The following is a 14,882-nucleotide window of genomic DNA, read 5'->3' as shown; positions in this document are numbered from 1 at the left end:
TAAATTTTTCGTAAATAAATATTAATTTCATGTAAATAATATTCTGGAATAGTGTAAATTCTTGTCGGATGTTGTTATGATAACTTGGTATATGTCTTAAAAGAATTAGGTTTTAGGGGGACAATCTTTTGGAAATAAATTATCAAGAAATGATCTTTCAGTTTCTCGGAGGATTAGGGATATTTCTTTTTGGTATTAAATATATGGGAGACGGCTTGCAGAATGCTGCAGGGGATCGTCTGCAAGAAATCTTAGATCGATTTACGACAAACCCTTTTATGGGCGTATTAGCCGGGATATTTGTAACGGTATTAATCCAATCAAGTTCTGGGACTACTGCGTTAACAGTAGGATTAGTAAGTGCTGGATTTATGACTTTACGACAAGCGATTGGTGTTATAATGGGGGCGAATATCGGAACAACGGTTACTGCCTTTATCATTGGAATTGATATTGGGGCATATGCTTTACCAATCATTGCAGCAGGTGCTGTTCTTTTATTCTTCTTTAAAAATCCGAAAATTACTGCTTTTGGACAAGTTGTATTTGGATTCGGAACATTGTTTTATGGGTTAGAATTAATGAGTGAAGGTATGAAGCCGTTACGTTCATTAGAAGCATTTCAAGAGTTAACATTGAATATGAGTAGCAATCCGTTTTTAGGGGTTGTAGTTGGAACAGTTTTAACTTTAATTGTCCAAAGCTCTAGTGCAACAATTGGGATTTTACAAGAGTTGTTCTCAACAGATGCTATCTCTTTAAATGCCTCTTTACCCGTGTTATTTGGAGATAATATTGGTACGACAATAACGGCGGTTCTTGCTGCAATTGGTGCTTCTGTGGCAGCAAGGAGAGCGGCATTGGTACATGTTCTCTTTAACATTATTGGAACAGTGATATTTGTTATTATTTTAGTGCCATTTACTAATCTTATTACGTACTTGCAAGGTGTTCTAGGATTAAACGAACCGATGACCATTGCATTTGCCCATGGGATTTTTAATGTATCTAATACGATTATTCAATTCCCATTTATTTTTGCATTAGCATGGCTTGTGACAAAGCTAATTCCAGGAGAAGATGGAGCAATAATAACAAAGCCGCAGCACTTAAATACAACCTTTATTGAACATTCTCCTTCCATCGCTTTAGGGCAAGCAAAGGAAGAATTGGAAAGAATGAAAGATTTCTCGATTAAAGGCTTAGAAGAAGCATTTATGTACTTACAAACTGGAGAAAAAAAGCATAAAGAAAAAGCATTGCAATATGAGCAAGGGATTAATAATTTAGATAAAGAAATTACGAGCTATTTAGTAGAGCTTTCATCCAAAGCTCTTACGCCACATGAAAGTGAAGAGTTTTCCATCTTAGTTGATTCTATCAGAGATATTGAAAGAATCGGAGATCATATGGAAAACATAGTGGAGCTTGTAGAATATAAAATCAATAAAAAAGTAGAGTTCTCCACAGATGCGAAAAATGAATTAGAAGAAATGTATCGTTTTACAGTGGATACGTTAAAAACTTCTTATGAAAGCTTTTTTGCTAAAAATGTTGAACTTGCTCAAAAGGCAATTACAAATGAAGAAGAAATTGATAAAATGGAAAAACAATATCGTAAAAAGCACATCAGCCGCTTAAATGAACGAAAATGTAGTGGAGATGCAGGAATTGTTTTTGTAGATATTATCAGTAATTTAGAACGAGTAGGCGATCATGCTGCCAATATTGCAGAGGCAATTGCAATCGCTAAATAAATCATAGGACCACATGAGTCATTCTCATGTGGTCTCTTTTATGTTCTTCTACTATCGTTCAAGCGTTGGAATATGGAATGGCTTATTTGGATATTGATTTTACTATTGACCCAGCAAGAAAGGATTTTTCTGAAAAACAGCGGAGAAGATGGAGAAGAAGATCAAGGAGAGAATCCAGAAACTCCAGATAACATAAACGGTGAATCCGATAATGAAACAGAAACCTCATTGGATGACAAGAAGGATACAGTAAATCAGCAAGAGAAGGGAAAGGGAAATCTATTGCCAAATACAGCGACAATGACTTACAATTTAATCATCGTAGGGTTTATTATTGTTTGTGAGAGGGTTTGTTGTTTTCTATAAAAATAATAGAAGAAAGGTATAAGATAAACATGAAATGGACGAAATGGTTATCGCTTCTACTTATAGTAGGAGGAGTACTTTTTATTGGTTATGGAGTCTTTAATATTATGGACACAAAAGCACAAACAGAGAATTCTTTATCAGAAGCGAAAGCAGCCATTAACAAGGGGAATAAAAAATGGGTAGAAAAACACAGCGAACGCTTTGTTCCATCTATTGGTGATGCAGTGGGACTATTGGAAATCGATAAGATTGATGGAGTATTACCGATTGTAGAAGGTACCGATCCAGATGATCTGGATAAAGGAGTCGGCCATTATAAAGGCAGCTTCTACCCAGATGAAAATGGACAAATTGTCTTGTCAGGTCATCGAGATACAGTATTTAGGAGAGCGGGAGAATTAGAAATTGGGGACGAACTTAAAATTGTGTTACCATATGGAGAATTCTCTTATCAAATAACTTCGACAAAAATAGTCGAGGCAGATGATCGTTCGATTATTACTCTAGATGATTCAAAAGAAGAGCTTATCTTAACTACATGTTATCCATTCCGATTTGTAGGAAATGCACCGCAGCGATATATTATTTATGCAGAAAGAATGTAAATATAAGATAGATAAATAATTTGGTACATCACTCTACGTTAGTGGTGTACCTTTTTTTAGTAGGAGCTCTTATCATGGCTAAATATTAAAAAATTGTAAAGATGGAACTTTAATCTGATCCCGATTTACGAGGGTTCTTTGAGTGGGTGTATACAGAGCTTTTTCTGATCAGAAAAGAGAATATCTATTTATATAAGGGCTTTTTCCGGTGAATCCAACTGTTATTGAGGACTTTAAAAATTTATCAGAAGAAGAACTGCTTGATCTATATTTTAAAAGTGACACGAAATACTTAAATACTGTACTCGCGCTTATCGCATCTATGAAAAAAACAGTAAGGAAAGTAAGGGATTATCAAAAAAGCGTCATATATGACAAAATGGAGAAAAGTAAAAGAGAACAAAAATTTAACTCTATGGTTGTTCCTTTTTTATCCGTTTCTTATTTTCATTATGAGGAATTTGCAAGTTATTTAAAAGTAGGAAGTGATAGTTCTGCAAGTTGCACCAGCTGTGGCTCTGGCTCTTCTTGTTCGTCCCATAGCTCCTGTTCATCCGATAGCTCTTGTTCAAGCTGTGGTGGGGGTTCGGATTAATAAGGATAAAGGACAGAAAAAGCATTTTTCAAGAGCTTTTTCTGTCCTTTATTTGAAAAATCTTATTCCAAATTAGCATGTTTTCCATACATCTTATTGGAATCTAATTCTTTTATTTCCATGTATTTTAAAATCACACTATCCAAGACAATTAAGAGTAATTGTTCAAACAAGGAACCCATTGGTTGAATGCTTTTGGCTTCTTCGTTTCCTCTATCTTTTGGTGAACCAGGCATTTTAACAACTTGATCAGCTAATTTACCAACAGTAGAAACAGGAGAGATAGTAAGAGCGGTAATATTTCCACCAATACTTTTTGCTTTTTCCACTATAGTAATGATGCTTTTCGTTTCGCCAGACCCAGTTCCTACGATAAGTAGATCGTCCTTTTCATAGGTAGCAGTAACGGTTTCACCTACCACATAAGCGTCAATTCCCATATGCATCATTCGCATCGCAAATGACTTAAGCATAAATCCAGAACGACCAGCGCCATAGACAAAAACTTTATTTGCTTGAAGAATACGCTCAACAAGCTTTTCTAAATCCTCATTAGCAATGAGTGTCCCAGCCTGAGACAGCTCCTGGATAACACGGTCAAGATAATCACTTGTTTTCATTGATTTATCCTTGAGCAATTAGCTCTTTAAATTTAGAGGCAGCTTCACTTAGGTTTTCTTGGCTAGTAATTCCTCCACCAACTATAACTAAATCAGGTTGTGCAGCAATAACTTCAGGCAATGTTTCTAATTTAATTCCACCCGCTACAGCAGTTTTTGCTTTTTTCACAACACTTTTAATTGCTTTTAAATCTTCAAAAGAGTTTTTCCCAACTGCTTGTAAATCATAACCAGTATGAACACAAATGTAATCAACACCGAGTTCATCAAGTTGTTGTGCACGTGTTTTAATATCTTTAACTGAAATCATATCAACAAGAATTTCTTTGCCAAGTTTTTTTGCCTCAGCAACTGCACCTTTAATAGATTCATCTTCAGCAACTGCTAAAATAGTGACAATGTCAGCACCTGCATTAACTGCTTGGCTAACTTCATATCCAGCTGCATCCATAATTTTTAAGTCTGCTAAAACGGAAACGTTTGGAAAAGCTTCTTTTACTTGTTTTACTGCATGAAGTCCTTCATTTATGACAACAGGTGTTCCAATTTCGACGATATCAACGTATTGTTCAACCTGTTTTACAACCTCAATTGCTTGTGGGATATTAACTAGATCTAATGCTAATTGTAATTTCATTTTGATTTGCTCCTTTTACATTTTTTTCGTTATATATTGTGCTAAGCTGTGTTGAAATATGTTTAATTTCTGTACAATCTTTATTATACGTTTTATAATCCATGTAAGTAAGTACGCACTTTATTTTTATATAGTGCCTAAAAGTATACTAAGTGTATTTTTGATGAAGGAGGTTTTTTGATGGAACGAATGGCAGGAAAGGAATTTAATTGTGAGAAAGAGTTAACTTTAAGTATTATTGGTGGAAAATGGAAAATGTTAATTCTTTGGCATTTAGGAAAAGAAGGAACAAAACGATTTGGAGAATTAAAGACATTGATTCCTGGTATAACGCAACGTATGCTTGTAAATCAATTGCGTGAATTAGAAAATGACTATATTATAAAAAGAGTTGTTTACCCTGTTGTGCCACCAAAAGTGGAGTACTCCTTAACAAAGGAGGGGGAATCCCTTATGCCTATTTTAGATGCTATGTATAGCTGGGGAAGAAATTATATGGACACTGTTCTAGAGAATCCTCCAGTTATAAAGGAACTTGAGTCATTGGATAAATAATTTTATATATACAATTAGATTCAGCCCTCCTTGTGAGGGTTTTTTCTTTGATAGATGGGAAATTAAAGCTGATCTTGTAAGAGCGTAATGGGAAATATTATAGTGGATTGTCTCAAAGTCCAATTCGACAACAAAGCTCTCCGAAAGGTAACAGAGGAGCGTTCTCTGTGCCCGCAAGGCGAAAAATAAAGAAGAAAAGGTAACAGAGAAGCGTTCTCTGTGCCCGCAAGGCGAAAAATAAAGAAGAAAAGGTAACAGAGAGGCGTTCTCTGTGCCCGCAAGGCGAAAAATAAAGAAGAAAAGGTAACAGAGAAGCGTTCTCTGTGCCCGCAAGGCGAAAAATAAAGAAGAAAAGGTAACAGAGAGGCGTTCTCTGTGCCCGCAAGGCGAAAAATAAAGAAGAAAAGGTAACAGAGAAGCGTTCTCTGTGCCCGCAAGGCGAAAATAAAGAAGAAAAGGTAACAGAGGAGCGTTCTCTGTGCCCGCAAGGCGAAAAATAAAGAAGAAAAGGTAACAGAGAAGCGTTCTCTGTGCCCGAAATGCAAAAAATAGAGAAGAATAAGTAACAGAGGAGTCGTGTCAAAGCCCAATTCGACAAAAAAAGTCTCCGAAAGTTAACAGAGGTGGCCTTGCAAAACCTCCTTTTTAAAAGCATCAATTCCTCCAAATGTAATTTTTTATTGATATAAAACATTTCCTATGGTATATTCTACATATGTTAGTGCAATCGTTTGCATGACGAATGATAGTGATCATGTGATTTATATAATATAAAATGATAGCGTTTACCATAATGGTGCAAATGATAATGGAGGTACAAGTATGGCGGTAACCATAAAAGATGTTGGTAAATTAGCAAATGTTTCTCCCTCTACCGTTTCAAGAGTACTTGCTAATCATCCTAAAATAAGTGATGAAACCAAGCGTAAAGTTCGAGAAGCAATGGCGGAATTAGGATATCATCCGAATCTCCAGGCAAGAAGTTTAGTAGTAAAGAGCACAAAAACAATCGGGATTGTTATGCCGAATTCGACTGAAAGGGTGTTGGAAAACCCGTTTTTTCCAGAAGTATTGAGAGGCATTTGTTTAGAGGCAAGAAAAAGCCAGTTTGGCATTTATTTGACAACTGGCGCAACAGAAGAGGAAATATTACAAGAAGTAATAGAGATGGTTCATGGAAAAAGAGTAGATGGAATCATTCTTTTATATAGTAAAACAAATGATCAGATCATGGATTACCTTTTACAAAATAAATTTCCGTTTACTGTCATTGGTAGACCATATCAAAATGCTGAAAGAATAACGTTTGTAGATAATGATAATGTATTTATTACAAAACAAATTACGGAGCATTTAATCCAATTAGGGCATAAAAAAATCGCCTTTATTGGCGCGAATATGGAAATGGTTTTTACAATTGACCGATTAAAAGGATTTAAACAAGCATTAAAGGAAAATGGAATTGCTTATCAAAAGGAATTAATTATATATGATAAGGAATTAGCTGGGAAAACGAAAGAAAAGCTTTCTGAAATATTAAATATGGAGAGTCGACCGACAGCATTTGTTGTCTCTGATGATTTTATTGCCATTGAATTAATAAGCTATGCAGAGGGACTTTCTATATCTATTCCAGAAGATTTATCGATTGTTGCCTTTAATAATATTTCAACCGGTAAGTACATGAAGCCCTCATTGACAAGTGTTGATATCAATATTTTTCAACTGGGCGTCGAAGCTACGAAATGTTTACTTGATGATATTACGTATCCCAATACAGTAACGAAGCGAATAATAGTGCCAGCGAAAATGGTGGAAAGAAACTCTTGTTGTAAAGTAGCGGAGTAATACAAGCTTTAAAGTGGTAATAAGACAGAAACTAGATGTAGAAAGGGAGTTAAAACAGTGACGCAAAAGTGGTGGAAAGAAGCAGTAGCATACCAGATTTATCCTAGAAGTTTCATGGATTCAAATGGAGACGGGATAGGGGATCTAAAGGGGATTATTACAAAATTAGATTATTTAAAAGAATTAGGTATTGATTGCATATGGATTTGCCCAATGTACAAATCACCAAATGATGATAACGGCTATGATATTAGCGATTATCAGGATATTATGGATGAGTTTGGAACAATGGCTGACTTTGATTTACTTCTCTATGAAGTTCATCAACGTGGAATGAAGCTAATCATTGATTTAGTTATTAATCATACAAGCGATGAGCATAAATGGTTTTTGGAATCCCAATCGTCTCTGAATAACCCAAAAAGAGATTGGTATATTTGGAGAGATGGAGTAGACGGGAAAGAGCCTAATAACTGGGAAAGTATATTTGGAGGCTCTGCCTGGAAGCTTGATGAGACAACAGGACAGTATTTTATGCATATTTTCTCGACGAGACAACCGGATTTAAACTGGGAAAATGAAGACGTAAGAAAAGCTTTATACGATATGATTAATTGGTGGCTTGATAAAGGAATTGATGGTTTCCGAATTGATGCGATTAGCCATATTAAAAAAGAAGAGGGATTAAAGGACATGGATAATCCTTTAGATTTAGACTATGTTCCTTCCTTTGATAAACATATGAACGTAGAAGGAATTCAAACTTATTTAGATGAATTAAAAAATGAGACATTTGCTAAATATGATATTATGACGGTTGGGGAAGCAAATGGGGTTAAAGTGGAAGAAGCAGAGCTTTGGGTTGGAGAAACAAAAGGGAAATTTAATATGGTCTTTCAATTTGAGCATCTCGATTTATGGGATAATGAAAAAAAATATGGCATAGACATTATGGAATTGAAGCTAGTATTAAATAAATGGCAAAAAGGTTTAGAGAATAAAGGCTGGAATGCGCTATTTATCGAAAACCATGATAAAGCGAGATCTGTATCTACATGGGGAAATGATAAGGAATATTGGAAAGAAAGTGCTAAGGCTTTTGGCATGATGTATTTCTTTATGCAAGGAACACCATTTATCTATCAAGGTCAAGAAATAGGCATGACAAATGTTCAGTTTCCAACAATTGAGGAATATGATGATGTGGCAACGAAAAATCTATATAATTTGAAAAGAGAAGAAGGAGTTAGCCATAAGGATATAATGGAAATTATTTGGTCTTCAAGTCGTGATAATTCTAGAACCCCAATGCAATGGTCAAGCGAAGCTTATGCAGGTTTCTCTGAACATACTCCTTGGATGGGGATTAATCCTAACTATTTAGATATTAATGTAGAAAAACAAAAGAAAGATCCAGATTCTATTTTTCATTTTTACAAGAAGATGATAGAGTTGAAAAAATCAGGTCCAATTTTAACCTATGGAACGTTTGATTTAGTAGATGAGGATAATAATCAAGTATTTGCTTATACGCGAACACTAGAGGATAAAAAAATGGTTATTATAACTAATTTATCAGCAGAAGAGGCAGTATTTGAAAATCGTGTGGTAGAGTTAGAGCAAGAAAATCTATTGTTAGCGAACTATCCAGTGGAAGAGCATGAGCCAACTACTTCGATTTCATTGAAGCCGTATGAAGCAAGATTGTATACGTGTAAGTTACATTTAGTTTAATGGCAAAAGTGCATCTAAAAGTCAGATTAACTGGCATTTTGGATGCGCTTTATTGTGTGTTAAGTGAAATGAATCAGTAATTTACTAGAGCAGGATATCAGCCAAAAAGGAAATATATCAGCCAAACTAAAGAATCAATTTTCTAAACAAATTATTGCTAACGTACAACGTGAGATGCAAATTAGTTCCTCTTTCTCATTCACTATTTTTATTTCGTAAACCATGCTAGATTTTCCTTGATGTATAACTGAAGCAGTTGCAGTTACAATCCCTTCTTTTACCGACCGAATATGATTTGCGTTTATTTCTTGCCCAAACACTGCTTGTTTTTGCCCATCAACAAGACTTGCTGCTCCAATGCTAGCAGCCGTTTCTGCTAAGGCTACGGAAGCCCCGCCATGAAGGTAGCCAAAGGGTTGTTTTGTTCTTTCATCTACTGGCATTGTCGCAATGCATCCCCCATTTTTCACTGTCACTATTTTAATTCCTAAGCTTTCCATAAGCGTATTTTTCATTGAATTTTTTGGAAACATAATCTTATTCTCCGTTCATTTTTTTCCTTATTATAGCATAGGCACCTTAAAATTTAGCTTATCACTACGTTCGTTCCTTTAGATGTGCTATAAAAGAAAATGCAATCCCTTTTACCCCACTCTAAAACTCCAATAAGACGCTCACCTCATGCTGAGGAGAATTCGAGGAAGGAGGGAGAATAACTGTCCGTAAAGGTCCGAATGAACAGTTTTTCTTTATCTTTTTGGAATGAAAAATTTTTTGTTGACATAAAAATAGCAATGAAGTTAAAATGTTTAATAGTTAAGTTGTTTAACTAAAAGGATAAGAGGTGACGGTTATTAATCGAACAGATATAAATCACATTATTGACCGATATGTCAGTATAAATTTTTCAGTTAATCGTAAATTTGATCAGCTAATTAGACAAGAAATTGGAGATGTTCTTACAACAGAGCAGCATTTTACGATGCGTCATATAAACAATGTCAATGTATGTACTTCTACAGAGCTTGCGATTGTTTTCGGTGTAAAGAAAAGCGCCATTACGCCCATTATCAATCGCCTAGTTGAAAAGGGATGGGTGGAAAGAACAAGAGACGAAAAGGATAGGCGCGTCATTTATTTAACTTTAACCCCTGAAGGAAAAGTGATTTTTGGCGAAATGGAGAAAAAAATCCAAAGTGTGATTGAATCTGTCATCTCGAAATTTGATCAAACTGAAATTCAAAATTTCTTAGATACTTATGCAAAATTAGATGGACTGATTGAGGGAAATAAGGACTAAAGGTTGGAGGGAAGAAAGTGAATGCTATTTTAAAAGGAAAATGGTTTATTCTTGGAGCATGGATTATAGCTATAGTCGCTTTATTTATAATAGCTCCAAATATGGGAGATCTAGTTAAGGAAAAAGGGCAGATTAGTATACCTGATGAGTATTCCTCTTCCCAAGCAGGAAAGATTCTGGATGAAATTCAAAATCAGAAAAATGTAGGGGAGCAGTCAACGGTTGCACTAGTCTTCCATAATGATAAGAAGTTATCTGATAATAATTTAACGGAAGCAAAAAAAGCAGTTGATGCATTAGAAGCAAACAAGGAAGAGCTTGGAATTACAGATATTCTTTCTTCTTTTAAAAATGAAGATCTCAAAGATCAATTGGTTTCAGAAGATGGAAAAACCATTCTCACTTCATTAACGATTAGCTGGAATGGCCGAGAAGCAGAGGAAGTAAGTGATGCATTATATAAAACGATAGAAAAATACGATGTGGATCACTTTTATACGAGCAATTGGATGATTGATCAAGATTTAGTAAATAGCTCACAAGAGGGGTTAAAGAAGACGGAAGGGATAACGGTTGTCTTTATTCTTGCTGTGCTATTAATTGTATTTAGATCAGTTATTGCACCGTTTATTCCATTAATCACAGTAGGTGTTACCTACCTAGCATCTCAATCTATCGTATCGATTCTAGTGGATAAATTTGATTTCCCGATTTCCACCTATACGCAAATCTTCTTAGTAGCTGTTCTCTTTGGGATAGGGACAGATTACTGTATCCTTCTATTAAGCCGATTTAAAGAAGAAATGATGCATAATGAAAGTATTTGGGAATCAGTAGTGGAAACGTACAAAAATGCAGGACGAACCGTCTTTTTTAGTGGTGTTGCTGTAATGATTGGTTTCGCTGCAATTGGATTCTCTAAATTTGTGCTTTATCAATCTGCTTCAGCTGTAGCAGTAGGGGTAGCTATACTTTTGATTGCATTATTTACAGTAGTTCCAATTTGCATGCTCTTATTAGGCAATAAATTATTCTGGCCATCAAAAGGATCAGCAGAACATGCGGATAGCAGGATTTGGGAAAAGGCAGGTAATTTCTCTTTAAAAAGACCATTGCTTTCCCTATTAGTTGTTGCATGTATTTGTGTGCCTTTCCTTGTCACATATGATGGGGATCTTTCTTTTAATTCCTTAGAAGAAATTAGTGATGATTATCCGTCTATTAAAGCATTTAATGCAATTGCTGACAGCTTTGGACCAGGCGAATCGATGGCAACAACTGTTATCATTAAAAATGATGATGAATTAGATACGATTGAATATCTATCGTTAGCAGACTCGGTTACAACGGAATTAGCTAAAGTAGATTTAGTCGATAAAGTTCGTTCTATAACGAGACCAATGGGGGAACCGATTGAGGATCTATATATTTCTAATCAGGCGAAGACGTTAGAAGAGGGATTGGATCAAGGAAAAGAAGGAATCAATCAAATAAGCGAGGGACTTCAAAGTGCTGGAGATGAGTTGCAAAATTCTGAACCACAGCTAAATGAAGCAGCCGATGGGATTGACGGACTTATTAAAGGAACCAATGATGTAAAAGCTGGTTTAGGAGAAATTCAAACCAATTTAGAAAAAATTGAACAAGGTATCCGTCAAGGCTCCGCTGGCTCTGATCAAATAAAAGCTGGATTACTAGAAGCAAAAACAGGAGCAGAAGCATTATTGGCTGCACATAAAGATTTACAAAGCGGCTATAAAAAAGTGGAAACTAATTTAGCCACTGTTCTTGGAGAATATCAAAAAATTGGTTCAGGTATAGAGGAATTAGCTAATGGTCTAAATCAAGTTCCAAAAGAAACGTTTGGCTATTTAGAAAATAAATATGCTGGATTAGCTGAAGAGGAAGGATATCTTGGTATAAGAGAAGGATTTCTAGGAGCTCAACAACAATTACCTGCCATTAGCAATGGTATAAGTCAATTAAATGCAGGACTTGCAGAATTACAAACTGGAGTTAGTGCAGCAAATGAAGGCTATGCAGAGATCTTAAAAAATCAAAGCAATATTTCGACTGGACTACAGCAATTAATTACTGGAATTGACCAACAGCAAAAAGGGTTAGATCAATTAGCAGATGGTCAAGGACAAATTGTTAAAAATATGCCTAAATTAACGAACGGCTTAAGTAGTATAAATGATGGACAAAAGCAATTATTGGATGGTTTTAGTGATATTGGCGGACAGCTTGGCCAATTAACCGATGGACTAACACAAAGTGCAGAAGGATTAGATCAAGTTTCCGATGGATTAGGTTCCGCTACAGACTATTTATCTGGTTTATCTAAGAATGAAACAAATAGTTTCTATATTCCGGAAGAAGTATTAAAGAGTGATGAATTTAAGGACGCATTAGATACGTATTTATCCCCTAATAGCAAAATTATGACTTTTGATGTTATATTCGCAGATAATCCTTATTCTAATGATGCCATCGATCAAATCGATGCGATAAAGGATAGTGTGGAGCGTGTTACAAAAGGGACGAAGCTAGAAAACGCAGAAGTTGCTGTTTCGGGAATTACAAGTACCAACGCAGACCTTCGAACGATGTCAAATGCAGATTACACGAATACCGTTATTTGGATGATGATTGGAATTTCAATTGTATTAATCTTTTTATTCCGTTCCATTATTATGCCAGCCTATATAATTGGATCATTGATTTTAACATTCTACACAGCGCTTGGAATAAATGAAGCAATCTATGTCAATATGCTTGGCTATACGGGAATCAGCTGGGCAGTACCATTCTTTGGCTTTGTTATTTTAGTGGCTTTAGGCGTGGATTATAGTATTTTCCTTATGGATCGCTTTAATGAGTATAAGGAGTTAACAATAAAAGATGCTATGCTAGAAGCAATGAAGAAGATGGGAACTGTCATTATATCAGCCGCGATTATTTTAGGTGGAACATTCGCAGCGATGATGCCATCAGGAATGCTTTCCTTATTGCAAATAGCTAGTATAGTATTGGTTGGATTGTTTTTATACGCGTTTATTATCTTGCCACTGCTTATTCCTGTACTTGTTAAGAATTTTGGAGAAGCAAACTGGTGGCCGTTTAAACGAGTGAAAGACTAAATAAGAAAGAGGAAGATCTTTAAGTTATAACCTTAAAGTCTTCCTCTTTTCATTATTGAATAGATTTTTCATTGGAATCATTTAATTTACTATGCTTATAACCATATGCAATATAAATAATTAATCCGATTACTAGCCAAACGACGAATCCCTTCCAAGTGAAGGTGCTTAGCTGAAGCATTAAATAAACGCAAAAGATGACAGCTAATCCTGGGATAAATGGTACGAAAGGTGTTTTAAATCCACGTTGAAGGTCTGGCTGTGTGTAACGTAAGACAACTACACCAAGGGAAACCATTGTAAATGCAAATAATGTCCCGATATTTGTTAGCTCTGCTAATCGATCTAATGGCACAAAACCTGCAAATATCGCTACTAAAGCTGATGTTATCCATGTGCTGACAATAGGAACTTGGGTTTTCTTGCTAACCTTTTGCATAGATTTTGGAAGTAAACCATCTTTACTAATCGCGTAAAAAAGGCGAGTTTGTCCAAACATCATTACCATTAAGACGGTCGTGATCCCGATAATTGCACCAAGAGAAACAAAGCCGGCTATCCAATTTTGATTAATATAGCTAAGAGCAAAGGCAACAGGATCTTTTACATTTAATTGATGATAAGGAACAATTCCTGTTAGAATTAACGATACAATAATGTAGAGTACGGTACAAATAGCTAAAGCTGAAATAATCCCAATAGGCAGATTTCTTTGTGGGTTTTTCACTTCTTCTGCGGCTGTGGAAACAGCATCAAAGCCGAAATAAGCAAAAATAACAACAGCTGCACCTGTAGTGATACCAGAAAAACCAAATGGTGTAAATGGTACCCAATTATCTGGTTTTACATACCAAACACCAACAAATATAAAGAGTAAAACGACTGCTAATTTAATAAATACCATAATGATATTCCATTTAGAGGACTCCTGAATTCCTCTCGTTAATAAAAGCGTAATAATAAAGACGATAATAATAGCAGGAACATCGATAAATGTACCGTTAGCAGGGTTAAAGGCACTTGTCATAAAGGTAGGCAAGTGGATACCAAATCCTGATAACAGGCTTTGGAAATAGCCTGACCAGCCACTGGCAACAGCTGCGGAAGCAAGTCCATATTCCAATACTAAATCCCATCCTAAAATCCAAGCGATTACTTCTCCAAATGCTACATAGCTATAAGTATAGGCACTACCCGACTGCGGAATCATCGAAGCAAACTCCGAATAGCATAACGCCGCAAATGTACAGGCAAGGCCGGCAATTATAAATGAAAGAATAAGAGCAGGTCCCGCATATTTAGCAGCGGCAACACCTGTCAATACAAAAATACCAGTCCCAACAATTGCACCGACTCCTAACATCGTTAAATCAAATGCGCCGAGTACACGATTTAGCGAGGTGCTTGTGCTTGACGTTACTGCTTTTTTTCTAAAGATACTCATGTAAACCTCCTGATGATAAAAAATTGCGAAAATTATATAAAAATGTCGACCGAATTTAAAAACGACTTTCCTATTTTACTAATTATCATATAGACTGTAAAGAAAGATTTTTCTAAAAAAAATAGAAAATTGCTCCTCTTTGTTACAATTTCGCGAAAATGAAATGATGATATATAGTGGTAACTTCGATACTTAAAGAGAAAGTATGTAATAAAAAATTCAATCGTTTTTTTTCTTGTTATTTTTCATTATTGGATTGATAATAAGTTATAAAG

General features: G+C 35.4%; 12 protein-coding genes. 8 read left to right on the top strand and 4 right to left on the bottom strand.

From position 1 onward, the window contains the following. The first annotated feature begins 128 nt into the window (after nucleotides 1-128). The 3 genes from AB3U99_RS18675 (at nucleotide 129) to AB3U99_RS18665 (ending at nucleotide 2,731) form a co-directional block, all read left to right on the top strand. Nucleotides 129-1,757, top strand: coding sequence for a Na/Pi cotransporter family protein (locus AB3U99_RS18675; protein WP_400243108.1), 1,629 nt, complete (start codon nucleotides 129-131; stop codon nucleotides 1,755-1,757). A 72-nt stretch (nucleotides 1,758-1,829) separates the two neighbouring features. Continuing rightward, on the top strand, nucleotides 1,830-2,123 hold the full coding sequence (locus tag AB3U99_RS18670; RefSeq protein WP_400243106.1) for a hypothetical protein: 294 nt from the start codon (nucleotides 1,830-1,832) through the stop codon (nucleotides 2,121-2,123). Between the two features lie 29 nt (nucleotides 2,124-2,152). Beyond that, entirely contained in the window at nucleotides 2,153-2,731 is a 579-nt protein-coding gene (locus AB3U99_RS18665; protein WP_400243104.1) for a class D sortase, read from the top strand. A 657-nt stretch (nucleotides 2,732-3,388) separates the two neighbouring features. On the opposite strand, the gene hxlB is transcribed toward AB3U99_RS18665, so the two are convergent. Together hxlB and hxlA are read right to left on the bottom strand one after the other, a co-directional pair. After that, nucleotides 3,389-3,946: a 6-phospho-3-hexuloisomerase gene (hxlB, locus tag AB3U99_RS18660; RefSeq protein ID WP_400243103.1), complete on the bottom strand. Its 558-nt coding sequence runs from the start codon at nucleotides 3,944-3,946 to the stop codon at nucleotides 3,389-3,391. A 4-nt stretch (nucleotides 3,947-3,950) separates the two neighbouring features. Further along, complete coding sequence (gene hxlA / locus AB3U99_RS18655; protein WP_400243102.1) at nucleotides 3,951-4,583, bottom strand: 3-hexulose-6-phosphate synthase; 633 nt, start codon at nucleotides 4,581-4,583, stop codon at nucleotides 3,951-3,953. A 180-nt stretch (nucleotides 4,584-4,763) separates the two neighbouring features. Here hxlA and AB3U99_RS18650 point away from each other — a divergent pair, with 180 nt between their 5' ends. The 3 genes from AB3U99_RS18650 to AB3U99_RS18640 all read left to right on the top strand — a co-directional run bounded on the left by AB3U99_RS18650 (nucleotide 4,764) and on the right by AB3U99_RS18640 (nucleotide 8,720). After that, on the top strand, nucleotides 4,764-5,138 hold the full coding sequence (locus AB3U99_RS18650) for a winged helix-turn-helix transcriptional regulator (protein ID WP_400243101.1): 375 nt from the start codon (nucleotides 4,764-4,766) through the stop codon (nucleotides 5,136-5,138). Between the two features lie 822 nt (nucleotides 5,139-5,960). Continuing rightward, nucleotides 5,961-6,986: a LacI family DNA-binding transcriptional regulator gene (locus tag AB3U99_RS18645; RefSeq protein ID WP_400243099.1), complete on the top strand. Its 1,026-nt coding sequence runs from the start codon at nucleotides 5,961-5,963 to the stop codon at nucleotides 6,984-6,986. 57 nt (nucleotides 6,987-7,043) lie between these two features. Next, nucleotides 7,044-8,720, top strand: a complete 1,677-nt coding sequence (locus AB3U99_RS18640) for an alpha-glucosidase (RefSeq protein WP_400243097.1) — start codon at nucleotides 7,044-7,046, stop codon at nucleotides 8,718-8,720. Nucleotides 8,721-8,854: 134 nt separating this feature from the next. On the opposite strand, the gene AB3U99_RS18635 is transcribed toward AB3U99_RS18640, so the two are convergent. Beyond that, nucleotides 8,855-9,253, bottom strand: a complete 399-nt coding sequence (locus AB3U99_RS18635) for a hotdog fold thioesterase (protein WP_400243096.1) — start codon at nucleotides 9,251-9,253, stop codon at nucleotides 8,855-8,857. Between the two features lie 311 nt (nucleotides 9,254-9,564). Between AB3U99_RS18635 and AB3U99_RS18630 the strand changes: the two genes are divergently transcribed. Both AB3U99_RS18630 and AB3U99_RS18625 read left to right on the top strand, forming a co-directional pair. Further along, nucleotides 9,565-10,020, top strand: coding sequence for a MarR family winged helix-turn-helix transcriptional regulator (locus AB3U99_RS18630; protein ID WP_400243095.1), 456 nt, complete (start codon nucleotides 9,565-9,567; stop codon nucleotides 10,018-10,020). Nucleotides 10,021-10,037: 17 nt separating this feature from the next. Further along, the gene (locus AB3U99_RS18625; RefSeq protein WP_400243094.1) at nucleotides 10,038-13,163 is read left to right on the top strand and encodes an MMPL family transporter; all 3,126 of its coding nucleotides are present in this window, start codon (nucleotides 10,038-10,040) and stop codon (nucleotides 13,161-13,163) included. A gap of 52 nt (nucleotides 13,164-13,215) precedes the next feature. On the opposite strand, the gene AB3U99_RS18620 is transcribed toward AB3U99_RS18625, so the two are convergent. Next, nucleotides 13,216-14,607: an amino acid permease gene (locus AB3U99_RS18620; RefSeq protein ID WP_400243093.1), complete on the bottom strand. Its 1,392-nt coding sequence runs from the start codon at nucleotides 14,605-14,607 to the stop codon at nucleotides 13,216-13,218. Nucleotides 14,608-14,882: the final 275 nt, after the last annotated feature.

Origin of the sequence: Niallia tiangongensis (assembly GCF_044704065.1) — a bacterium.
Taxonomy (GTDB): domain Bacteria; phylum Bacillota; class Bacilli; order Bacillales; family Cytobacillaceae; genus Niallia; species Niallia tiangongensis.
The sequence above is the reverse complement of the archived record's forward strand: the minus strand, read 5'-3'. Positions and strand labels throughout refer to the sequence as shown.

What these genes read in the sequence shown, in the direction of transcription:
- AB3U99_RS18665 (WP_400243104.1), top strand. Translation starts at nt 2,153, where the DNA reads ATGAAATGGACGAAATGGTTATCGCTTCTACTTATAGTAGGAGGAGTA.
- hxlB (WP_400243103.1), bottom strand. Translation starts at nt 3,946, where the DNA reads ATGAAAACAAGTGATTATCTTGACCGTGTTATCCAGGAGCTGTCTCAG.
- hxlA (WP_400243102.1), bottom strand. Translation starts at nt 4,583, where the DNA reads ATGAAATTACAATTAGCATTAGATCTAGTTAATATCCCACAAGCAATT.
- AB3U99_RS18620 (WP_400243093.1), bottom strand. Translation starts at nt 14,607, where the DNA reads ATGAGTATCTTTAGAAAAAAAGCAGTAACGTCAAGCACAAGCACCTCG.
- AB3U99_RS18645 (WP_400243099.1), top strand. Translation starts at nt 5,961, where the DNA reads ATGGCGGTAACCATAAAAGATGTTGGTAAATTAGCAAATGTTTCTCCC.
- AB3U99_RS18670 (WP_400243106.1), top strand. Translation starts at nt 1,830, where the DNA reads ATGGAATGGCTTATTTGGATATTGATTTTACTATTGACCCAGCAAGAA.
- AB3U99_RS18635 (WP_400243096.1), bottom strand. Translation starts at nt 9,253, where the DNA reads ATGTTTCCAAAAAATTCAATGAAAAATACGCTTATGGAAAGCTTAGGA.
- AB3U99_RS18650 (WP_400243101.1), top strand. Translation starts at nt 4,764, where the DNA reads ATGGAACGAATGGCAGGAAAGGAATTTAATTGTGAGAAAGAGTTAACT.